The 21,906-nt window shown below is 62.1% G+C and carries 19 protein-coding genes; 13 read left to right on the top strand and 6 right to left on the bottom strand.

Annotation, left to right across the window (positions count from 1 at the left end):
- Nucleotides 1–51 precede the first annotated feature (51 nt).
- From QRN59_RS12970 to QRN59_RS12945, 6 genes are all read left to right on the top strand, one after another.
- Nucleotides 52–918, top strand: coding sequence for a PhzF family phenazine biosynthesis protein (locus tag QRN59_RS12970; RefSeq protein WP_284982913.1), 867 nt, complete (start codon nt 52–54; stop codon nt 916–918).
- An 85-nt stretch (nt 919–1,003) separates the two neighbouring features.
- Complete coding sequence (locus QRN59_RS12965) at nt 1,004–1,453, top strand: MarR family winged helix-turn-helix transcriptional regulator (RefSeq protein ID WP_284982912.1); 450 nt, start codon at nt 1,004–1,006, stop codon at nt 1,451–1,453.
- A 5-nt stretch (nt 1,454–1,458) separates the two neighbouring features.
- A complete protein-coding gene (locus QRN59_RS12960; protein ID WP_284982911.1) occupies nt 1,459–2,025 on the top strand; it encodes a cysteine hydrolase family protein in 567 nt (188 codons plus the stop codon).
- The gene (locus QRN59_RS12955; protein ID WP_284982910.1) at nt 2,022–3,500 is read left to right on the top strand and encodes an MFS transporter; all 1,479 of its coding nucleotides are present in this window, start codon (nt 2,022–2,024) and stop codon (nt 3,498–3,500) included. The genes QRN59_RS12960 and QRN59_RS12955 overlap by 4 nt, the downstream gene beginning before the upstream one ends.
- Nucleotides 3,501–3,626: 126 nt before the next feature.
- Nucleotides 3,627–6,359, top strand: coding sequence for a helix-turn-helix transcriptional regulator (locus QRN59_RS12950; protein ID WP_284982909.1), 2,733 nt, complete (start codon nt 3,627–3,629; stop codon nt 6,357–6,359).
- Nucleotides 6,360–6,437: 78 nt separating this feature from the next.
- Nucleotides 6,438–7,121: an alpha/beta fold hydrolase gene (locus QRN59_RS12945; RefSeq protein ID WP_284982908.1), complete on the top strand. Its 684-nt coding sequence runs from the start codon at nt 6,438–6,440 to the stop codon at nt 7,119–7,121.
- A gap of 84 nt (nt 7,122–7,205) precedes the next feature.
- On the opposite strand, the gene QRN59_RS12940 is transcribed toward QRN59_RS12945, so the two are convergent.
- The 3 genes from QRN59_RS12940 to QRN59_RS12930 all read right to left on the bottom strand — a co-directional run bounded on the left by QRN59_RS12940 (nt 7,206) and on the right by QRN59_RS12930 (nt 12,837).
- Complete coding sequence (locus QRN59_RS12940) at nt 7,206–10,019, bottom strand: helix-turn-helix transcriptional regulator (RefSeq protein WP_284982907.1); 2,814 nt, start codon at nt 10,017–10,019, stop codon at nt 7,206–7,208.
- A gap of 29 nt (nt 10,020–10,048) precedes the next feature.
- Nucleotides 10,049–12,124: an Ig-like domain-containing protein gene (locus QRN59_RS12935; RefSeq protein ID WP_284982906.1), complete on the bottom strand. Its 2,076-nt coding sequence runs from the start codon at nt 12,122–12,124 to the stop codon at nt 10,049–10,051.
- A gap of 80 nt (nt 12,125–12,204) precedes the next feature.
- On the bottom strand, nt 12,205–12,837 hold the full coding sequence (locus QRN59_RS12930) for a LysE family translocator (protein ID WP_284982905.1): 633 nt from the start codon (nt 12,835–12,837) through the stop codon (nt 12,205–12,207).
- A gap of 119 nt (nt 12,838–12,956) precedes the next feature.
- Here QRN59_RS12930 and QRN59_RS12925 point away from each other — a divergent pair, with 119 nt between their 5' ends.
- A complete protein-coding gene (locus QRN59_RS12925) occupies nt 12,957–14,483 on the top strand; it encodes an LCP family protein (protein ID WP_284982904.1) in 1,527 nt (508 codons plus the stop codon).
- Between the two features lie 61 nt (nt 14,484–14,544).
- Here QRN59_RS12925 and QRN59_RS12920 read toward each other — a convergent pair whose 3' ends face one another.
- Both QRN59_RS12920 and QRN59_RS12915 read right to left on the bottom strand, forming a co-directional pair.
- Complete coding sequence (locus tag QRN59_RS12920; RefSeq protein ID WP_284982903.1) at nt 14,545–14,964, bottom strand: VOC family protein; 420 nt, start codon at nt 14,962–14,964, stop codon at nt 14,545–14,547.
- Between the two features lie 119 nt (nt 14,965–15,083).
- Nucleotides 15,084–15,458 (bottom strand): VOC family protein, encoded by a 375-nt coding sequence (locus QRN59_RS12915; RefSeq protein WP_284982902.1) that lies wholly within the window; start codon nt 15,456–15,458, stop codon nt 15,084–15,086.
- Nucleotides 15,459–15,595: 137 nt separating this feature from the next.
- Between QRN59_RS12915 and QRN59_RS12910 the strand changes: the two genes are divergently transcribed.
- Complete coding sequence (locus tag QRN59_RS12910; RefSeq protein WP_284982901.1) at nt 15,596–15,994, top strand: DUF3054 domain-containing protein; 399 nt, start codon at nt 15,596–15,598, stop codon at nt 15,992–15,994.
- 61 nt (nt 15,995–16,055) lie between these two features.
- Complete coding sequence (locus QRN59_RS12905) at nt 16,056–16,337, top strand: Lrp/AsnC family transcriptional regulator (RefSeq protein WP_078108932.1); 282 nt, start codon at nt 16,056–16,058, stop codon at nt 16,335–16,337.
- A 23-nt stretch (nt 16,338–16,360) separates the two neighbouring features.
- Here QRN59_RS12905 and trpD read toward each other — a convergent pair whose 3' ends face one another.
- The gene (trpD, locus tag QRN59_RS12900; RefSeq protein ID WP_284982900.1) at nt 16,361–17,419 is read right to left on the bottom strand and encodes an anthranilate phosphoribosyltransferase; all 1,059 of its coding nucleotides are present in this window, start codon (nt 17,417–17,419) and stop codon (nt 16,361–16,363) included.
- Between the two features lie 148 nt (nt 17,420–17,567).
- On the opposite strand from trpD, the gene ctaE reads away from it, so the two are divergent.
- The 4 genes from ctaE to qcrB all read left to right on the top strand — a co-directional run bounded on the left by ctaE (nt 17,568) and on the right by qcrB (nt 21,904).
- Nucleotides 17,568–18,206 (top strand): aa3-type cytochrome oxidase subunit III, encoded by a 639-nt coding sequence (ctaE, locus tag QRN59_RS12895; protein WP_084784675.1) that lies wholly within the window; start codon nt 17,568–17,570, stop codon nt 18,204–18,206.
- Nucleotides 18,207–18,294: 88 nt separating this feature from the next.
- On the top strand, nt 18,295–19,083 hold the full coding sequence (qcrC, locus tag QRN59_RS12890) for a cytochrome bc1 complex diheme cytochrome c subunit (protein WP_284982899.1): 789 nt from the start codon (nt 18,295–18,297) through the stop codon (nt 19,081–19,083).
- 99 nt (nt 19,084–19,182) lie between these two features.
- Entirely contained in the window at nt 19,183–20,253 is a 1,071-nt protein-coding gene (gene qcrA, locus QRN59_RS12885; RefSeq protein WP_284752219.1) for a cytochrome bc1 complex Rieske iron-sulfur subunit, read from the top strand.
- Nucleotides 20,231–21,904 (top strand): cytochrome bc1 complex cytochrome b subunit, encoded by a 1,674-nt coding sequence (gene qcrB, locus QRN59_RS12880; RefSeq protein WP_284982898.1) that lies wholly within the window; start codon nt 20,231–20,233, stop codon nt 21,902–21,904. The genes qcrA and qcrB overlap by 23 nt, the downstream gene beginning before the upstream one ends.
- The last annotated feature ends 2 nt before the right edge of the window (nt 21,905–21,906 follow it).

Raw genomic sequence — 21,906 nt, 5'->3', positions numbered from 1 at the left:
AGGGCAAATGCTGTTCGATGATGACGGCGCCTTCCGTGCGACGATATCCGGATGGAACAGACCCCGGATGTACTGCGTTATGCCGCCTTTACCGCCACCCCCGACGGAGGAAATCCGGCAGGAGTAGTCCTGGACGCAACCGGCCTCGAGGACGCACGGATGCAGGCCATCGCGGCTCAGATCGGATACGCGGAAACAGTCTTCATCACCGAGACCATCGTTAACGGTGACGCCCGCCGAAACCGTGTGCGGTACTTCTCCCCCATCGCCGAAGTGCCGTTTTGCGGCCATGCCACTATCGCTTTGGCTGTCGCGCTGTCAGGGCGTGATGGTGCGGGAACCTTTGTATTCGATACGGAGGTAGGGCCCGTTGTGATTGAGACGGCCGCCCGGGGCGCTGCGGTCACGGCAAGCTTCACGAGCGTGGAACCCCGGGTCGCCGAGTTCCCTGACGGTGTTCTGGACTCCCTGCTCGGATTGCTCAGCGTGGGCCAAAGCGAACTGCACCCGGGCTACCCTCCGATGGTTGCTTTTGCCGGAAACTGGCACCCCATTCTCGTCTTCGCCGAACGGAGCACCTTTGACTCCTACGCTTTCGAACCGGATGCCATGCGCGCGCTGATGGATGCCCAGGGCTGGGCCGGCACCGTCACGACACTCTGTGAGATCGGCAGCGGCGAGTTCGACTCGCGCAACCTTTTCCCTGTGGGAACCATTACTGAAGATCCGGCGACCGGTTCGGCCGCCGCGGCTTTCGGCGGATATCTCCGGTTGCTTTCGCTCGTGGAGCCGCCAATCCGGGTGATTGTTCATCAAGGCAGCCACATCGGCCGCGCGAGTGTGCTCACTGTCGACATTCCTCCGCAGGGCGGAATTGTCGTGAGCGGTGAAGCCGTGGAGATCGCTGAACTCTCCTAACCCGCAAACGCCCGGACCCTGGCCCCAAGGGAAGATAGTAAGGCAACCTTTTCAGTTTGCCTTACTATCTGGTAGCGTCGTCGTTGTGAACCCCCACCCGGATGCCGACGCGGCGGGCATGCTCGAAGCTGCCGCCGAGCTTCGTGTCCTCATTGGCCAGTTGACCCGGCGGCTGCGCGAGCAGTCCCAAGTGGACAACCTGACGAATGCGCAAAAGGCCGTGCTGATCCACTTGGAGCGTGACGGCCGGGCCACGCTGTCCGCGCTGGCCCGCGCCGAGGGAATGCGTCCCCAGTCCATGGGAGCCATCATTTCCGCCCTTTCCGGCGCAGGACTCGTCGAGAGCGGCCCTGATCCTGCCGATGGCCGTCAGAGGATCCTGTCCCTCACAACCGAAGCCCGGGAGAGCATCAGCGCCAGCCGAGCGGCCAAGGCTGATTGGCTTTACCGCACCATCCAGTCCAAACTCACGCCGGACGAGCGGGAAAGGTTGCCCGGCGCCATTCACCTACTCAAACGCCTTTTGGAGCCGTGATATACATGACCATCACCACCCTGGACCCACAGACCGCCCTGATCATTGTTGACCTTCAGCGGGGAATAGTTGCCTCCCCGAAAGCTCATCCCCTCGAACCGATCGTCCGGAATTCCGCTGCGCTCGCGGATGCCTTCCGCAGCCAGGGACTGCCTGTGGTGCTGGTCAACGTCACAGGCGGCGCGCCCGGCCGGACAGATCAAGGCAGCAGCGGGGCAAGGGAGTTCCCCGCCGATTTCGCCGAACTCCTGCCTGAACTGAACCAGCAACCAGGCGATCACTTTGTCACGAAGAAGACGTGGGGTGCCTTCACCAACACCGGTCTTGACGCACTCTTGGAAGGCCTTGGCGTGACCCAGGTGGTGCTGACCGGTGTAGCCACCAGCATTGGCGTGGAATCCACTGCGCGGAGCGCCCACGAAGCCGGTCTTAACGTCACCCTCGCTCTCGACGCGATGACCGATCTGACAATGAACGCCCACGAAAACTCCGTCACGACGATCTTTCCCCGGCTGGGCGAGACCGGAACGACGCAAGAAATCCTGGACGTTCTCAAAGCCACGCGATCGTGACCGCGCCCGATCCCGCCCGGCCATCGAGCCTGTCGGCGGACTCGGGCAATTCATCACTCGCTCCCCCACGGAACGCGGCCGGCGCCCCGGCTTCCGACGATGGGAATCGGCCGTCGAACCCGCTGGGCTGGAGGTTCACGGCACCCCTGCTGCTTGGCTCCACCCTGAACCCCATCAACAGCTCGATGATCGCCACTGCGCTGGTGGGCATCGGGGCTGACTTTCGCTCGAGTCCGGGCGCCGCTGCCGGGCTCATATCCGTCCTGTACCTATGCAGCGCAGTGGCCCAGCCGACCATGGGCAAACTCTCTGTCCTTTTCGGGCCCAGACGCGTATTCCTCGCCGGGGTCGCCGTCCTTCTGCTGGCTGGAGTTGTCGGAGTACTGGCCCCGAACCTGGGCGTGCTTCTTGTTTCGCGGGCACTCATAGGCGTCGGGACCTCAGCGTGCTACCCGACGGCGATGGCACTAGTCCTCCGGCGAGCCGACGAGTCCGGCATCGGCGTGCCGGGCCGCGTCCTGGGCAACTTTTCGATCGCAGCCCAGGTGACCGCCGTCGTCGGCTTGCCCCTTGGCGGAGTGCTGGCCGGCGCGTTCGGCTGGCGGGCCCTGTTCGCAGTCAACATTCCGCTGGCCCTGCTGGCCTTCACCTTCACTTTGCTCGGAGTGGCGAAAGACGCGCCGGTTCGCAAACAGGGCCTGGGCAGCCTGCTCACAATGCTGGACCTGCCGGGGATCGCCCTCTTTGCCGGTGCGGTCATCTCGCTGCTGGTGTTCCTTTCGGCGCTCACGACGCCGGCCTGGTGGCTTGCAGTCCTCGCCGTGGTGCTGGCGGGGGTGCTCCTGCGGCGGGAACGGCATGCGCGCAGTCCGCTGATCGACGTCCGGATGCTCGGCAGGAACGGGCCACTGCAGCGAACCTACCTGCGTTCGATCCTGGCCGCACTGGCGACCTATGCCTCGATGTACGGGGCCAGCCAGTGGATGGAACAAAGCATGGGACTGAACCCGGCAATGGTAGGGCTCGTTCTGATTCCGCTGAGCCTTCTGAGCATCGTCGTGGCGCGGGTCGTCTCCGCTCGGGCGTGGGTACGTTGGCCGCTGGTCCTTGCCGGCGTCGCCTTGACGCTCTCCGCAGGGGTGATGTTACTGGTGAACCACGGCTCCGGCGTCGTTCTGCTCATCGGGATGACCCTGCTGCTGGGGCTGACCAACGGTTTCAGCAGCTTCGCCAATCAGGCGGCGCTGTACCTTCAAACGACTGCCGCGGAGATTGCGGTTGCCTCGGGGTTGCTGCGGACGTCGATGTACTTGGGCGCGATCGGGTCCTCAAGCCTCATCGGCATCGCCTTTGGGCCGTCTGCCACCGACGCGGGTTTCCACACGCTGGCCTGGATTCTGCTTGCGATTGGTGCATCGATGGTGGTCCTGACGGCGTTAGACCGCAGCGTTCCAGCCGTCGCCGCAGGGCATTGAGCCCGACGGCGGGTCGTCACCCGGGCTGCCCGTCGCGACATGGCCGTGACGAGCAAATCCTTGTCACGCTTCAGCTCGTCTCCTAACCTTTCCTCATGGGTGAAGGCCGCGCGTCGGAGACTCAAGTTGATTGAAGCAACGTTGCATGGTCGGGATGTCCAGGTCGAGCGGATCGATGCTTTCCTGAACGAGTCCGGACGTGACTCCCTCCTCGTGGTCACCGGAGAACCCGGAGTCGGAAAATCGGCCCTGCTAGAATTCATCGGCGATCGGGCAGCAATGAACGGCACTCGGGTGCTCCGCGCGCGGGCCCTTGAGTTTGAAGCCGAACTTCCGTACAGCACGGTCAACCAGCTGTTGCTCCCGTTGATCGACTCGCTCCCCCAGCTCGCGCCGGATCACCAGGCGGCAATCGGCATCATCTGCGGACTTCGGACAGGCGCGATGCCCGGCCTCCTCGTTGCGGGAGCCGCCGCGCTTTCCCTCTTGGAACTGACCGCCGCAAAATCGGACTCCGTGCTCCTGATGGTGGATGACTCGCCATGGATGGACCTGCTTTCCGCCATGACGCTGACCTACCTTGGCCGCCGTCTTCGCGGGGTATCGGCCAAGATCCTTGCGGCAGCACGACTGGATGAGGACACGGTCTTCGTCCGCAGCGGCTTTCCGTCTCTTCTTGTACCTCCGTTAAGCGACGACGCCGCGGACGCTCTGCTCGTCGATCGGTTTCCGGCTCTGCCCGCGAGCGTTCGACGGCGGATCCAAGGTGAGGCGCTCGGCAATCCGCTCGGACTGCTTGAGCTCCCCGCAGCGCTCAAATACCCCAGCGCACAGCAGATGCCCAGCATGCTTCCGCTCACGAACCGGCTGAAATCGCTTTACGAAGACCGCCTGTCGGCGCTGCCTCCGCACACGCGTGAAATGTTGCTCTTCGTGGTTCTTGCCGGCGCCGAGAACAGGATGACCATCGAAAAATGCATTCCAACGAGCGCCGGCCACAATGATTTCTCGCCCGCGGAGCGCGCCGGCATAGTGCGTTTCAACTCCCGTTCCGGGCGTTGGGAACTTCGTCACCCTCTGATTCGCTCGGCCGTGTTCGAGCGCTCGACGGACGAAGAGCGCCGGCGCGTGCACTCAACCCTCGCCGATGCCTTCGCCGATGATCCTGTGCGGCGGGCCTGGCACCTCGGGCAGGCGGCAACGGGCCCCGATGAGGAAGTCGCGGCGCTTCTCGAAAACGTATCCCAGCGGTTCATCGAGATTGGCGACGGCAGCCGGGCAACCGCTGCAATGCTCAAGGCTGCGGAACTGACTCCTTCCATCAGTGGCCGTGAGCGCCGAGTGGCACGTGCGGCATACCTTGGATCATCGATTGCCGGGACAATCGGAGAAAGTCCGGCTCTGCTCGCCGAATCATTTCGCAACCAATCCCGTTCACCACAGCTGGCGACCGTCATCGCTGTGACGTACAACCTGCTCAACAGCGAGGGGGACGTTGCAACCGCACGCAGACTCCTGCTTGCCGCCCTGGCACCAGGAACGTCCGAGCCGGATGCGGACGCCCGTGATTATGCCGAAGCTCTCTACACACTCGTCCTCGTCGGTTTTTTCGCGGGTAATGGGGACTTCTGGAAAACTCTCTTGGCTCAGGCGTCACCCGAAGGCCTGCCGGAAGTGCTCCAGTTTCAGATCGACCTCTTCGTCGATGCGGCTCACGCTGAGGGGGCAGCGATCGAGCGCTTTCATCGCGCGATTGATCGACTTCGATTCGTTACCGATCCGCTGCACATAGTTCGCTTCGCCACCGCTGGAGCCTACATCGATTCTCTCGGAGCCATGCGCGAGGCACTCTGGCAAGTCGTCGAAGACGGGCGCAGAGGGGAAGCCATCACTCCCGCCATTCAAGCGCTCTTTCTGCTCGCCAATGACGACTACTTCAGTGGCAGCTGGGACGAGCTGGAGGTGGTGGTCCAAGAAGGCATGGACCTCTCGATAGAACACGGTTACGCACTGACCACCGCACCGGCCAGGTTCCTGTTGGCACTCGTCCAGGCGGCCCATGGAGACGAAGCCCTCGCTCATAGCACTGCCGAAGATCTCCTTATTTGGGCTGCGCCCCGGCGGCTTGTCGCCCTTGCGAATTATTCGTCGCACATCCGGTGCCTCACGGCATTGCCAGCCGGCCGATTCGAAGAGGCCTTCACCCATGCGGCGACGATCAGCCCGCCAGGCATTCTCCCGGCGTACATCCCACACGCCATCTGGTCGGCTTTCGATCTCATTGAAGCCGGCACGCGATCGGGACGCAGGCCCCAGGCACAAATGCACCTACGGGCGTTGGAAAGTACTGAAGTCGCCAGCCACTCCTCGCGGTTGGGTGCCCTTGTCTTGGCCGCCCACGGGTTGTTGGACGAGGGCCCGGACTGGAAGGAAAAGTTCGAGTCTGCCCTTGCCACCCCGGACGTTGAGCACTGGCGGTTCGATCACGCGCGGATCCGGCTTCTGTTCGGAGAGGAACTTCGACGCCGGCGGGAACGCTCCGCCGCCAAGATCCAACTCGGCGAAGCGGGGAAGATGTTTCTTCAGCTGGGTGCCAATGCGTGGGCCCTGCGCTCGGATCGGGAACTTCGCGCACTTGGCGCACCCGAGGCGCGCTCCGGCGCACTGACCCCGCAAGAATCCGCGGTTGCTGACCTCGCGGCGACGGGCCTCTCGAACAAACAGATCGCCGAGTCCCTCTTCCTGTCACCGCGGACTGTCTCCACTCATCTTTCGCGCACTTTCTCGAAGCTGGGGATCTCGACGCGGGCCGGCTTGCGTGACGCCCTCTCGGCCGGCCCGAACAATCTACGTCCTTGAATGTACGTCAATTGACGGATTACCACGGGCGAATGGAAGCCTAGCGTTGCTCCTGTCCAACACTGTTAGGAGCAAAGCATGAAACCAACAATCGTCCTCGTTCACGGTGGATTCGTCGACGGAACAGGCTGGCGGGGGGTGTACGACGAGCTGACGGCAGATGGCTTCGAGGTGCGCGTCGTGCAGAACCCGACAAAGTCCCTCGCCGACGACACCTCAACCACCCTGCAAGTGATTGACAAAGCGAATGGGCCTGTGGTTCTCGTGGGTCATTCGTACGGAGGGGCCGTCGTCACCGAAGCAGGCAATCACCAAAAGGTCTCCGCGCTTGTCTACATCACCGCGTTCGCCCCGGACCAAGGCGAGTCAGTGAACTCCTTGCTTGGGACGTTCCCAGCCGACGGCCCGCAGCCACCCATCCTGCCTCCCGTCGACGGATACCTCTTCCTCGACCGCGATAAGTTCCATGAGTCCTTCGCTGGCGACGTCACCCCCGAGGAAGCGGCATTTATGGCCGACGCCCAGGTCCCATGGGGCTTGGAAGCACTAGGCGGAGTCGTTTCCTCAGCCGCCTGGCGGGTGAAGCCCAGTTGGTATCTGCATGTCACCGAGGACAAAATGATCCCACCGGTGGCGCAGGCCAGTATGGCAGAGCGGATAGGCGCAACGGTCAGCGAGACGCCAGGAAGCCATGCCGTCTATGTGTCGCGGCCGAAGGTGGTCGCCGACGTGATCAGGAAGGCTGCTGCCTCCGTAGGTTGAGCTAAACCAGGCAACGAACCGAGCCACGCACCGCCACCGGCCTCTTGTGCGCCGTGTGGCGGTGCGACCGTTCCCGCCACCGCGTTAGGGTTCCGTTAACGGATGACGCAAGGGCGTGCGGGCTTGGCTCGGAGTGGAGCCTTCAAGGCCGGCACTGAATAGCTGGCCGAGTTCCCGCCGAGAGCGGAGGTCGAGCTTGGCCAGGACATTCCGGATATGGAAGTTCACCGTGGCGGGCGAAACAAATAGCTGGGCGGCGATTTGCTTGTTGGTCATGCCTCGTTCGGCATAGAAGGCGATTTCCCGTTCCCGTCCAGTAAGGGACTCGAATGCCTGTAGGTACGGATTGCCAGGCCTGTCGCTCACCCCGTCGAGCAACTTCATCGCACGGCTGAGGTACGGCGCGGCGCCGAGTGCAAGGAAGATCCTTACGGCACCCCTCAGGGCGGCTGCACCGGCTTTCGTGTTTCCCATCGAGATGAGCAGTCGGCCAAGGTCGAGGTGGGCAATGCCCTGCGACAAAGGGAAGCGCGGTTCCTTCGCCGCGAGCCGGTAGAACTTGGCCGCCCGGCTGGATAGTCCATACGCTTCGCTGACCCTGCCCTCCAACCAGTCCAGCGAACCATACACCGGCCACCATCCGCGACCATTCATATCCTTGCAGGCCTGCAACAACCTGTCCGCTTCCTCCGCACGACCCAGTCCAGCCAAAGCGTCAATCCTGTAACTTCGTGTCGATGGCGTGGCTAATGTGATCGCCTCTGATGCGTCCAGCTGTTGTTGCCATTCGGCCAAGGAACGGGCCCGTTCGAGCTTTGCAAGGCCGCTGAGTTCGACTCCAAAAGTGTCATATTCGCTGATTCGGACTTCTTCCGCGCGGCGCAACGCAGCTTCGTATGATTCCGAACGGCCCTGTACTGCCTCGAGGACCGCGGACATCGCGAAAACGAGGGGGCGGGACGAGACATCGCTGACATCCAGAGAAAGCAATTGCGCCGTGCGGACCACCGTGAGCATTTCCTGCACCCTTCCCAGCAGGAAATAGCAGTATGCGAGCACAACCCTGGTGTGCCCGATTGCCAGGCCCGCCCCGGTCGAAGCCGAGACTTCCATGGCCCTCTCCAGGTCGACCGTGGCCTGTTCGATGCCACCAGTCACGCTGAGGAAACCGGCTCTGCAGGTCAATGCGTCGGCCAAGGCAGGACTGTCGTTCGCATCAGCGATCCGTGCACTGAGCGACGCGAAAGCCTTCGAGATCAGGTTTGGATCCTGGGTGCCGCTTGCACCGATGAGGTTGAATCCATCGAATTGCAGGCCCAAGTCCGTTCCTGAGGGCAGGTGCCGAAGCCTAGGGTCGTGGACTGCCCCCTTGGACTGGCTCAGCTGCTCCAGGTATCGGTGCGCTTGGGCGACGGCGACGGCGGTGGAGGACTTATCCTCGGAGACCATGCGTGAGACGACTATCGCCAACGAAATGTGGGCCCGCAGCAGGGCCTCGTCAGGGTGGTTCAGTTCCTTCGCGATCAGCTCTTCGGCAAATTGGCCGACACGGTCCAGATCCGGCCTCATTTGAAGCAACTGCAACAGCGCGAAGTCCCGCACTACGCCGGGACGCATGGATTGCACCTGAGGCAGAAGGTCCATCACTTCGGCAATGCGATGGTGGACGGACGCAACGACGCAGGCTTCGATGATGCAGTCGTCCCGGCGGCTTCCGTGGAACCTGTCCATCGCCGAGCGTAGGTATTGCAACGCGAGTTCCGGCTGGCCATCGGCCAAAGCGTGATCGACGCCGGAGGTCACATCGGTATAGAGTGCGACTGTCCCGGGTTCCTGTACCAGCAATCGATGTTGCAGAGCAAGTCTCGGATCATCGAGTTCGCCTGCAATCGCGCGGTGGATGGAAGACAAGCGGTGGCTCTTGAGGTTGTCCCGCACCCCGACAGCGAGCAGATCATGAAACGGGCGCAATTGAACGGTCTGCCCGACCCGTGTGCCCCGGACCAGCCCGCTCGCCAATGCTGCCGCGACATCCGTTGGTTCATTCAAAGCGAAGCCAATCCGCTGCAAGCGCTCTTGTTCAATCGGGTCGCGACTAACACACACGAACTCGACGACGGATCGGACAGGTCCAAGCTCCAATGCGTCGAGCATGGCGGCAAAGGGATTGTTTCCGGGGGCGATATACGGCAGGGCATCTGGCCAGGGGTCCTGGGCGGAATATTCGGGCCCGGCGGCGTGCTCCATTGCGGCGTTGATCAACAAGGGAGTACCTCCGGTGCTCCATCGAAGCCGTTCAGCCGTACGCGCCGACATCGTTCGATCCCAGACCCGCGCCACGTAATCCTGGACCTGTTCCGGACTCAGCGGTTCCATGTTGACCCGTTTGATAAAGCCCCAGGACAGGTCATCAGCCACCATCCGATCGATGGCTGCGGTACCGGGCCCTGAAACACCTGCCAAGACAACTGTGATCCTGTCGTCGGCGAGTCTCTGCAGCACGAACCGCAGGGCCTTGGCGGAGCGTTCATCTATCCATTGGGCATTGTCTACGACAATGCAACTAATGTTCTTCGGCCGGGAAGCTAGCGCAGACAATAGTTGGCGGGCGGCAATGACTGGATCCGAGAGGGGTTCGGCCTCGCGATGGCCCAAGGCCACAAGAAGCTTGTCAACAAAGGAGAGTGGAAGGCTACTTTCAAAAGTGTCCGCACTGCACGCCACCACGTTTGCCCGCCTTAGCGCATCCATGAACTGCAAGCACCACGTCGTTTTTCCTATCCCCTGAATCCCAGTGAGCACAACAATCCCGCCACGGTACTGGCGTGTGCGTTTCAGTACAGCGGCGGGAGTGTCATCGCTTGATAGAGCGGGATGTACGACCGTACGTGACGTCATGCCGCCATATTATTTGCAGATCAGCCTTTTCATCCCTGTGGGCCGCGGGTTCTGCCAATGTGTCGAGGTCGGCTCCAAAGTCGGAGGAACAGACCCAGAACGAGCGCCGCAACGGCCCCGAGACCCAATCCTGTGAAGACCGGACCGTTGGACCCGGTGTACGCCAGGTTGCCAACCGACACTGTCGATGCCGCGGGCAAGACCACGGTGGACGACGCCATGCCCGGCGCGCCAGGTGATGCCGGGACCGTTGGCACGACCGGAGCCGTCACTGTGACCGAAGCCGGCGTTCCTGAGGCGGGCAGGAAATAGGCGTCGCCTGAGTATTCCACCGTTATTTCGTGGTTCCCCGTGGACAATGCCGGAAGGGTGACAGCGGCCGAGCCGGAGACCAGGGTCACCGCGGGCAGGTGGACCTGGTTGTCAACCGTCAGAATGACGGTTCCGCCAGGCTGCACCGGAAGCGCGCTGCTCGCCGTGACATTTACCCGTAAGTCCACAGTCCGGCCTTCCGAGACGGAAGTCGACGATGGAACAAGAAGGACCGTCGGTTGGGCCCGCGCGGCGTTCACTTGAACCGTTACCGGTTCAGCGGGCTTGAAGTTGGTGTCACCGTCGTAGCTGAGTTGAACTGTGCGATTACCCTCAGCCCAGGGGATCGCGGTGGTGAAGTCACCTCGCGAATCCAACGGGGCCGTTCCAAGAACATCGCCGTTCGAACTTAATGTCACTCGCCCCGTGGGCACAGCAGGAGAAGGAGCTCTCGAAGCAGTCGCGACCTTCGCGACCGCCGCGGCCATGTCAGCCGAAACCGTGCCCGTTATCGTAGCGGGCTTGCTCAGGAGGTCGGCGGAAACCGTCGCATTGACGATCCGCGTTGCGAGAGGCAGTACGAGTTGGGTCAAGGATGCCGCAGAGGACTGGAATTTGTAGGAATCGGTGTTGCGTGGCCGGCAATGGAAGGAGAGATCGTTGGAACCCACGGGTAGGTCGATTGCACTGATGTCGGCAGTTCCAGCGGCGTCAACAGGAGCGGTTGCCAGCTCCGTGCCGCCATTGTCCATAACTGCAACCTCGCCCCTTGGAACCACTCCACGGAGGTCGGAGTTGACGACTGTTGCGACGTAGCCGCCGGGAGTGCCGAAGATGGAAGGATTCGTTGTCGAGATGACGCTAGTCGTCGTTGCGTAGTCGGGGGTGTACCAGACGCTGACCCAGCCGCTACCCGCGTTGTAGCCCCTGATCACGTTGCTTGCGGTGGGGTCAACGTAGCTGCTGCCGCCAGCGCCACCACCGCCCCCGGCGCCACCTACGCGGCTGCCAAGAGCACCTGAACCACTTAGCCAACCGCCGCCGCCACCGCCTCCACCGCCGCCGCTGGACGAACTTCCGGCTCCGCCACCGCCGGTTCCCGCCGCGCCGACAGGCCCGATAACTCCAGTGTCAGCGCCAGGTGCGCCGCCCGCACACCACCCGTCAGCCGACTGGCCATTCTGGTTGGCGGCGCCGCCCGCACCGCCGTTGCGGTACAGGAAAGCAGCTCCGTGGCCTGCGCCTCCGCCCCCACCGGCGGCGACAACAAGCGGCGTCCCTTGCCCGTCGACTACGGCACTCGCGCCGCCGCCACCGCCACCAGCAGATCCGGCGAGGGATCCGGTACCACCTGAACCTCCGCGAACGAAACCCACTCCCCCGCCGCCTGGGTTGTGTCGCGACCCTGTTCCCCCGCCAGGTGTTGAAGCGTAAATCTTCAGTGCCTGGCCGGGCGTTACCTGCAGCCTGGCGCGAATGTCGGCCCCTGCTCCGCCGGGACCATCATTGCTCACAACAAAAGCGGTACCAGGAATATTGATTGGTCCGCCACCGCCGCCGGCGGAGCCCCAGGCCCGGACATCGATGGACCGCACACCGGCTGGCACGATCCACGTGTCTCCATTGACGTTGGCGAAGTCCAGTTTGGTGGGAGTTGGATCCGGAGCGACGGACACAGCTGGTGACGCAGCACTTGCAGGAGGAACGCTGAGTCCCAGAGCTCCAACGGCGCTCGCAAGCAGGAACATGGACAATTGCACAGCCAACGGCTTGCGTACTGGAAGAGGCCTCATGCTGGGAACAATAGGTACGCGACGCTGCCAGCCCCTTCCGCCGGGTCAAATACTATTCACAACGAATAGGTGATTCCCGCTCAGCTGTTTGCTGAAACCGCCGTCCCCAGGCCAAGCGCCGTAAGGATCGCGGCAGAGGTCCGTTCGAGCGCTTTCGTCACAGATGGCCTCTTCAGCCAGAGGACGGCCTTGGTTGCCACTACGGAAAGGACTCCGAGGTAGAGCATCGAAATTGCGAAGTCGATGGCTCCGAGCGTCATCGTCAGCCCAAGGGATGCTTCACCGGGAGGAAGGAACTGGGGCACTACAGCGAGGAAAAACAGGCCGACTTTGGGATTGAGCATGCACGAAACAAGTCCCGCGAAGAAGCTCGAGCGCAGTTTGGGGCCCGTCCCGCGGAGATCCTCTTCCTGGCGGGTTGGCTGCCCGTGCCGGCTGTGGATAAAGGCGCTGACCCCCAGGTAAATCAAATACAGGCCACCTATAATCTTCACTACCCGGTAGGCCTCGGCCGACTGCTCCAAAAGGGCCGCCAATCCAATGCCGACAAGCCCTGCCCAAAAGATACTGCCGAGCGAGGAACCGAGACCCGCTGAGAGGCCAGCCTTGACGTTTGACAGGCTGTACCTCAGGACGAGGAACGAGTCAGGGCCTGGAGTGAGCGCCAAAATCACGCACAACCCGACGAATGCCGCAAGTGAACTCAGAGTCATGTTCCCATTGAATCATTGCGCGATACCTGCACTGGGTGCCGCGGGCCTCACGGAACCTTCCCAGAGCCCCCGGCTACAATGGGGGCCGTCCGTATTTCCCCTGGAGAGGTAGTTCCCTTTTGGTCACTCGCCACGATGTACCCAGCCCGGAGCCGGGTCAGTCACCCCCTGTCGCCTATCCGGGCCAGGGAAAGCTGGCTGCCCGCAGCCGGCGGTTCAGCTTTCGCCGTTCGCCCCGCTGGTTCAAAATCACGAGCGCCGCAGTGGCCGTGTTGCTGATCGCAGTGATCGCGTTTGGAGGGTACTGGGTATGGCGCCTTCAGTCCAACATCTCGTCATCCGCGCTCGGCGCCGGTGGCATCAGGACGGAAGGACCGGTGGACGACAGCAAGGACCGGCTTCAAATCCTTGTTCTGGGTACTGATACCAGGAGCGGGAAGAACGGGCAGTTCGGTACTACGGACCAATCCTCGGGCTACGGGCAGTCCGACGTGATGATGTTGCTGGATATTTCCGCGGACAACAACCATGTCAACGTCATCAGTTTCCCCCGGGACTTGTTGGTCGACGTTCCGGCTTGTACTGACAACAAAACCGGCAAGCAATACCCTGAACGCCAAAATGCGATGATCAACAGTGCGATGGCCGAGGCAGGCATCGGTTGTGCTGTTGACACGGTCAACAAGCTCACGGGTTTGGAGGTTGACCACTTCATGATGGCCGACTTCAACGCAGTGACCGAACTATCCAAGGCCGTCGGCGGCGTTGACGTCTGCGTGAGCACTGCCGTCAACGACCCCGACTCCGGATTGCATTTGCCTAAGGGCACGTCACAGGTGGAAGGCGACCAGGCCCTGGCCTTCCTGCGCACCCGCCATGCATTTTCCGATGGCGGAGACCTCGGACGGATCAAGGCGCAGCAATCGTTCCTCGGTTCCCTCGTGCGGAAGCTGAAGGCTGACGGAACACTCGGAAACCCCCAGAAGATGCTCGGCATCGCGGATACAGTCACGAAGAACCTCACCGTCGACAACGGTCTCGCCTCGGTTCCGGCCCTGTTGACGATCGCGGGCAGGCTCAAGAACATTGACCCGGCGAAGGTCAACTTCATCACCGTGCCCAACGTCCCGGCTGCGTCCGATCCCAACAGGCTCGACCTCGACCAACCGGCGGCGAGCAACTTCTTTGCAGCCTTGACGAAGAGCCCGGACCTCAGCCAGCCCGCACCAAGCGCCGCGGCGTCCCCTGCTCCATCGAACGAAGCTCCGAAGGCCGGATACAACAAGGCGCTTCAACCGGTTACCGTCGCCAATGGAACGGGTGTGACCGGTAGAAGCCAGGAGATCGGATCGATTCTTTCCGCCGGTGGATTCACGAAGCTGGCCAGGATCCAAGCCGATGCCAGGCCACAGACCATGGTCTATTACGGCGCCGGTTTTGCCGATGTTGCCGCGGATGTCGCTGCGATGTTCGGGTTGCCGGCGACGAGCGTGCAGCAGGTGGCCAGTGTCCAGGGAGTCCAGCTCTATGCCGGTCAAGACTTCGCCACAGGCGACAAGCCGACACTTCCGGCCCCCAAGCCCAACGATGTCGTCGCCCAGACCGCCCAGGACCAGACCTGCCAGACGACCAACCCGGTCGGATAGCCCAGAAGACAGAGCGCCCTCCGTCCCGCATTGCGGGGCGGAGGGCGCTTCTGTTTTCGCGTTACTGAGGCTGCTCTCCCGAAACGTTGACCAGCCAAGCAATGCCGAACTTGTCAGTCAGCATCCCGAAGATGTCCCCCCACGGCGCCTTCTCCATCGGCACCGTGACCGTCCCGCCGTCGGCCAGTCCGTCCCAATAGCCGCGAAGTTCCGCTTCGTCGTCGCCACTGAGGGACACCGAGATGTTGTTTCCAGGACTGTAATCCATGCTGTTGGGGGTGTCTGCGGCCATGAGCAGCAATCCGTTGTCTGTTTTGAGTGCCGAGTGCATGATCTTGTCGCTCTCGGCGGGGTCTTCGCTCGCGTGGAACTCCGCGAAGGTGCTTTGGGTCAGCTCGCCGCCGAAGACCGATTGGTAGAAAGCCATGGCCTCCTTGGCGTTGTCCCGAAAGCTGATGTAGGGGTTGAGGTTCGTGGTCATTACATGGCTCCTCAGTGTTTGGGGGCAGCACGATCAGCTACCTTTTCGTCATGTTAACAGCGCTTGCCGGGACCATCTACAGCCAAATTTTTCGTGCCCGACGGCGGCAGTCCCGGTTTTCAGGCCCGGCTCGCCTCGCGGCCAACGAGGCCCACTGTGTTGCCCTCGCTGTCCTTGATGAAGGCCATCCATTCGTCGGTTCCGGCCGGCCCGAGGCTCCCGTCGACGTGGCTGTAGAACAATTGTGGTTCCTGGACGATGTTTGCCCCGCCGGCGCGGAGTTCTTCAACAGAGAGCCGGAGATCGGCTACGTCAAGATAGATCAGTGACGACGGAGCGCTTCGATCCAGGAGAAGCCGGACGCCGTCGAGATCGAAGAAGAGCAGGCCGGGCGGATCGAATCTTCCGCTCGGCTCACTGCCCAGCAGCCGGGAGTAGAACGCCGACGCCCGGTCGAGGTCCGCCGCCCGCTGGGCGACCTGGATCAGCCTCATGTCGCACCTCCGGGGATAGTCGCTTCAAGTGTCGTAGCCATATCCTCCGCGGTACTCAGCGCTGGTTCAAGAGTCTGGTGGCATGTGCGGGGACCTTCGGTTCGAGTTCGGCATCAGTGCGGGATAGTGTCGTTTCCATGCCTGCTTCGAAGCCAACCTTGGTCCGCACTGCCCTCGTCGCCGGACTGGCCGACGCCGTTCTCATTCTTGTCTTCGCGGCCATTGGCCGCGACGCACACCAGCGCGCGGATGTGCTGACCGGGGTCTTTGCCACGGCTTGGCCGTTCCTTGCCGGTGCCGCGATTGGGTGGCTCGCCGTGAGGGCCTGGCGGGCACCCTTCCAGATTTGGCCGTGCGGCGTCGTCGTATGGATTGGAACTGTGGCCGTGGGCATGCTTTTGCGTGCGGCTACCGGACAGACCGTGGTGCTCGCGTTCATCATTGTCGCCTTGATCAGCTTGGCGATCCTGCTGCTTGGCTACCGTGCAGTGATCGCCCTTGTGGCGCGGGTCCGTCGGCGGAGCGGCCAGTCCTAAGCACCCGCCGATGGACTAGGCTTGCTACGTCCACTGCTGCACTTCGGAAAGGCTGCCCCCAGTGATCACCGCTTTTGTCCTGATCAAGACCGACGCTTCACGCATCCCGGAGACGGCCGAGGAGATCTCCGCCATCCAAGGGATCAGCGAGGTCTACTCCGTCACAGGGGAATGGGACCTTATTGCCGTGGCGCGCGTGGCGAAGCATGAGGAATTGGCGGACGTCATCGCCGACAAGCTCTCCAAGGTTCCCGCAGTGGTTCACACCACCACGCACATCGCCTTTCGCGCCTACTCACAGCATGATCTGGACGCCGCGTTTTCGCTGGGCTTCGAGCAGTAACAGCCAGCATCCTGGTGCCTTGCCTAGCTTTGGCTGAGTCCGACCCACGTGTCGAGGACCCTGGAAGCCGCTCCGGAATCAATGGATTCCGCAGCCCGCAGCCAGGCCGACTTCATTCGCTCCAGGAACGGCCCGTCGGCGGCAGTGTCGAAGGCCACCAGGCCCGCGGCGGCGTTGAGCACCACGGCGTCCCGGACCGGGCCCGGCTTCCCGTCAAGTACTTCGCGCACGACGGCGGCATTCGCCTCGGCGTTGCCGCCTCGAAGATCGGCGACGGTCGCCGCAGCGATTCCAAGATCGGCCGGCGAGAATCGCTGCTCAGTGACTTGCCCGTTCCTGATTTCCCACACCGTGGATGGGCCTGTGGTGGTGAGTTCATCGAGGCCGTCTTCCCCGCGGAACACCAATCCCCGGCTCCCCCGGCGCGCCAGGACCCCGGCGATCAGCGGCGCCATGGTGGCGTTGGCAACACCCACGGCTGATGCCTGGACGTGGGCCGGGTTGGTCATCGGTCCCAGGAAATTGAAGGCCGTGGGAATGCCAAGTTCCGCCCGCACAACACCGGTATGCCGGAACGACGGGTGGAATACCTGGGCGAAACAGAACGTGATCCCTGCCTCTTCGGCGTTGCGGGCCACGCGGTCGATCGGCAAGTCGAGCCTCACGCCCAAGGCTTCCAGAACGTCGGCGGAACCCGACGACGACGATGCCGCCCGGTTCCCGTGCTTTACGACCCGCGCTCCCGCTCCGGCTGCCACAAGGGCAGCCATCGTCGAGATGTTGACTGTGTTGAGGCGATCGCCGCCTGTGCCCACGATGTCAAGCTTTTCGCCCGGAATGCTCACAGCTTTGGCGTTCGAGAGCATCGCCTCGACCAGTCCGGTGACTTCATCCACGGTTTCCCCTTTGGCGCGCAGGGCAACCAGGAAGCCGGCAATCTGGGAAGGGGCGGCTTCCCCGGACATGATCGTGTTCATGGCCCATGCCGTGTTCCCGATCGAGAGGTCATGCCCGTTGATCAATGCGGAGATGAGTCCGGGCCACGAGTTGCTTGCCTGCTCTGCAGATGCCTGTGAAGTCACCACTTGATGCTAGCGATCCACCCTGCTCCGTGACCAATGCTAAGGACGCCGGGAACTTTTCCGCGCGAATTCGCGTGTTTGTAGAAAAAGTCTCCCCAAATGGCGGTTCGCATTGGGAAGTCCGGACTTTTACAGACATAATGTCCTTGTGACATCTGCGACCCATGCCCCCAGTACCCCGGCGCACCCGACGCTGAATCGCCCCAATTTGGTTTCCGTTGGAACCGTTGTGTGGCTTTCCAGTGAGTTGATGTTCTTCGCCGGTCTCTTCGCCATGTACTTCACGCTGCGCTCCACGTCGGGCGCCTTGTGGGCGGAAGAAACCGGCAAGCTCAACTTCCCGTTTGCGCTTGTAAACACGATCGTCCTTGTGTCGAGTTCCTTCACTTGCCAGATGGGCGTGTTCGCCGCCGAGCGACTTGAGCCGCGCCGTCGAGGTGGTGTGCTGCAGTTCACCCGCTGGGGCATGAACGAATGGTTCATCCTGACGTTCATCATGGGCTCCTTCTTCGTTGCCGGGCAGACCACCGAATACGCAATGCTTGTGTCCGAGCACGTTACGCTCTCGGCCAATGCCTACGGTTCCTCGTTCTACATCACAACCGGCTTCCACGGTCTCCACGTCATTGGCGGACTCATCGCCTTCCTGTTCATCATTGGCCGTGCATACGCAGCCAAGAAGTTCGGGCACTTTGAAGCGACCTCGGCAATCGTCACCTCGTACTACTGGCACTTCGTCGATGTTGTGTGGATTGGCCTCTTCCTGGTCATCTACGTACTGAAGTAGCCCGGCACCGACTCTTGTTCGACAAGAGGATGAATTTTATAGAAGCGGCTCGCGGAGCCGACGCAGGATCGAATAAAGGAACCACCACGTGAAGGCACTCTCGCAGAAGCGACGTCATCCACTGGCAGCCATTGCGCTGCTGCTGATGGGACTCCTCGTCACTGGTGGGCTCTACGCCGTTGCCACAACGGTCAACCAGGCGAAGGCAGACACCACTACCTTCAGCGCAAGCGACGCCCAGGAAGGCGGCAAGCTCTTCGCAGCCAACTGCGCCACCTGCCACGGCATGGGCGCCAGCGGAACCAAGGACGGCCCCTCGCTGGTCGGTGTGGGTGCTGCTGCAGTTGACTTCCAGGTTGGCACCGGCCGTATGCCCATGCAGATGAACGGACCCCAGGCCCAAGCAAAGCCCCGGCAGTTCAACGACCAGCAAACCCAGCAGCTCGCGGCTTACGTCGCTTCCCTCGGTGCTGGTCCGTCCATTCCCGACGCATCGCTGCTTGACGAAAAGGGAGATGCCGCCAAGGGCGGCGAGCTCTTCCGTACGAACTGCGCGATGTGCCACAATGCCGCAGCTGCTGGAGGTGCCTTGACGCGAGGAAAGTTCGCACCACCACTGGCCGGTGTCTCGGGCCAGCACATCTACGAGGCCATGGCAACGGGTCCGCAGAACATGCCCGTCTTCAACGACGCCAATATCTCTCCTGAGGGCAAGCGCGACATCATCACCTTCCTGAAGACGATCGAAGCCAACGGTTCGCCGGGTGGCGCCGACCTCGGAGCGCTGGGTCCGGTTTCCGAAGGTCTCTTCGTCTGGGTTGCAGGCCTCGGCGTCATCATCGCCTTCACCATCTGGCTGACGTCGCGTACGTCCTAGGCCAGCGCACTACGAAAACTTCTGCTGTCCCCACAGCAGTTTTGAATTGAACATTAACCCGGTTACGGCCGGGACAACGAGAGAAGGATGAGGCGAATTATGGGCAACCATAGTGACGGCAGTCCGAACCACTCGGGCACCGTAGCTACGGCTGGTCAGAATGTTGTGGAGAAGTTCCAGGATCCTGGGCTTCCTCCGCACCGTTTGCGCCTGGCTGACACGGACCCGAGAGCCGCTAAGCGAGCCGAGCGACAGGTGGCCATACTGTTTGGCATTTCCGTCATCGGCACGGTGATCTTCCTGGTGTCGTACTTTGCCATCGATCTTGGGCAAGACTCCACGATCGCAACGATCCGCACCCAAAACCTGTTGCTTGGCCTTGGCACCGCATTTGCGATGCTCGGCATCGGCACCGGCATCGTGCACTGGGCCAAGGCCCTTATGCCGGATCACGAGGTGTCGGAAGAGCGCCACGCCATCCGCACCGAGGAAGACCGCCAGGCAGCCGTTCGAATCGTCGAGGACATCGTCGAGGAAACCGGCATCAAGCGCCGCCCGCTGATCCGCAACACCCTTTTGGGTGCTGTGGCACTGGCGCCCCTCCCGGCCTTGGCAGTCTTCGGTGACCTGGGTCCCCGCCCGGACAACACGCTTGCACACACGATGTGGGCTCCCCAGGACGGCAAGCTCAAGCGCCTCACCCGAGACCCCGACGGAACTCCGATCAAGGCATCGGACGTGACCATCGGTTCTGCATTCCACGTGATCCCGGAAGGCCTCAACGAACTCCAGGAGGGCAAGCTCAACGCGAAGGCCAAGGCCGTCGTTTTGCTCATGCGCCTCAACCCGGATGACTTGACGATTTCCAAGGGCCGCGAAACCTGGAGCTACAACGGAATCGTTGCCTATTCCAAGATCTGCACCCACGTCGGTTGCCCCGTTGCTCTTTATGAGCAGCAAACGCACCACCTGCTGTGCCCGTGCCACCAGTCAACCTTCGACCTCACCAAGGAATGCAAGGTTATCTTCGGCCCCGCCAGCCGTCCGCTCCCCCAACTGCCCATCGCGGTAGATGCTGAGGGCTACCTCGTAGCGACGAGCGATTTCAAAGAACCTGTAGGACCGAGTTACTGGGAGCGTGACGAGCATGAGCGCCTCATCAACAGCTGAAGTCCCCTTCGTACCCGAAACCAAGGTTGGCCGGATCACGGACTTCGTTGACGAGCGCGTCGGCGGATCCGGAATCCTGCGTGAATTCGGCCGGAAGGTCTTCCCCGACCACTGGTCCTTCATGTTCGGTGAGGTGGCGCTGTATTCCTTCGTCATTCTCCTCATGTCGGGTACCTTCCTGACGTTCTTCTTTGACCCGTCCATGGCTGAGACCCACTATGCGGGTTCGTACACGCCGCTGACCAATGTCGAAATGTCCGTCGCGTACAACTCGTCGCTGAACATTTCCTTCGACATTCGCGGCGGCTTGTTCTTCCGCCAGGTACACCACTGGGCGGCCTTGCTGTTCGTGGCATCGCTTGGTGTGCACATGCTGCGCGTTTTCTTCACGGGTGCTTTCCGCAAGCCGCGTGAAATGAACTGGGTAGTGGGCGGCGTCCTGCTCATCCTGGCCATGGCCGAAGGCTTCACGGGATATTCGCTCCCCGATGACCTGCTCTCCGGTAACGGCCTGCGAATCATCGACGGTGTCATCAAGTCCATCCCCGTGATCGGAACGTACATCTCGTTCTTCCTCTTCGGAGGCGAGTTCCCGGGAACAGCCATCATCGGCCGTCTGTACGTGCTGCACATCCTGCTCGTCCCGGCCATGATTCTGCTGATGATCGTCATCCACCTCTTCATGGTGGTTGTGCACAAGCACACGCAGTACCCCGGCCCGGGTCGCAACGACGGCAACGTCGTCGGTTACCCCCTGGGACCGGTTTACGCTGCAAAGGCCGGCGGCTTCTTCTTCATCGTGTTCGGTGTCGTCGCCCTCATGGCTGCGATGTTCACTATCAACCCGATTTGGAACTACGGGCCGTACGACCCCTCCCCTGTGTCGGCAGGTACCCAGCCTGACTGGTACATCGGCTTCGTCGATGGTGCCCTGCGACTCATGCCTGGCGTTGTCAACGACTTCCACTTCGAATACATCATCTTCGGCCATGTGCTGACGTTGAATGTGCTGCTGCCCGCATTGGTTCCCGCAGGCATCATTTTCACGGTGCTGTTCATGTACCCGTGGATCGAACGCTGGATCACCAAGGACAACCGTGAGCACCACGTCCTGGACCGTCCCCGCAACGCTCCTACCCGTACTGCCATTGGTGTCGCCGGCTTTACCTGGTACTGCGTCATGTGGGCGGCTGCCGGTTCGGACCTCATCGCAACGCACTTCCACGTTGCCCTGAACGACGTCACGTACTGGCTGCGTACGCTGTTCTTCATCGGCCCGATCCTTGCATTCATGGTGACGAAGCGCGTAGCCCTTGCGCTGCAGCGCAAGGACCGCGAGATCGCCCTGCACGGCCGTGAAACGGGTCGCATCGTGCGCCTGCCGCATGGCGAGTTCATCGAGGTACACGCGCCACTGGACGACTACAAGCACTACAAGCTTGTGGGCTTCGAGTCGCCTTCACCGTTGCCGGCCGAGCCGAACGAGCATGGCGTCGTCACCCCCAAGGAGAAGCGCCGCGCGGCGTTGTCCAAGTGGTTCTTCGAAGACCGAGTTGCTCCGGCAACTCCGGCCGAGCTTGAAGCTGCGCACGGACACGGCCACCATGAGGCCATCGAGTCCGGCGAAGAGCACAAGAGCCTTAGCCACTAGGT

Source organism: Arthrobacter sp. efr-133-TYG-118, assembly GCF_030209755.1.
GTDB lineage: Bacteria > Actinomycetota > Actinomycetes > Actinomycetales > Micrococcaceae > Arthrobacter.
Note: the sequence above shows the minus strand (reverse complement) of the source record. Positions and strands in the feature narration are given on the sequence as shown.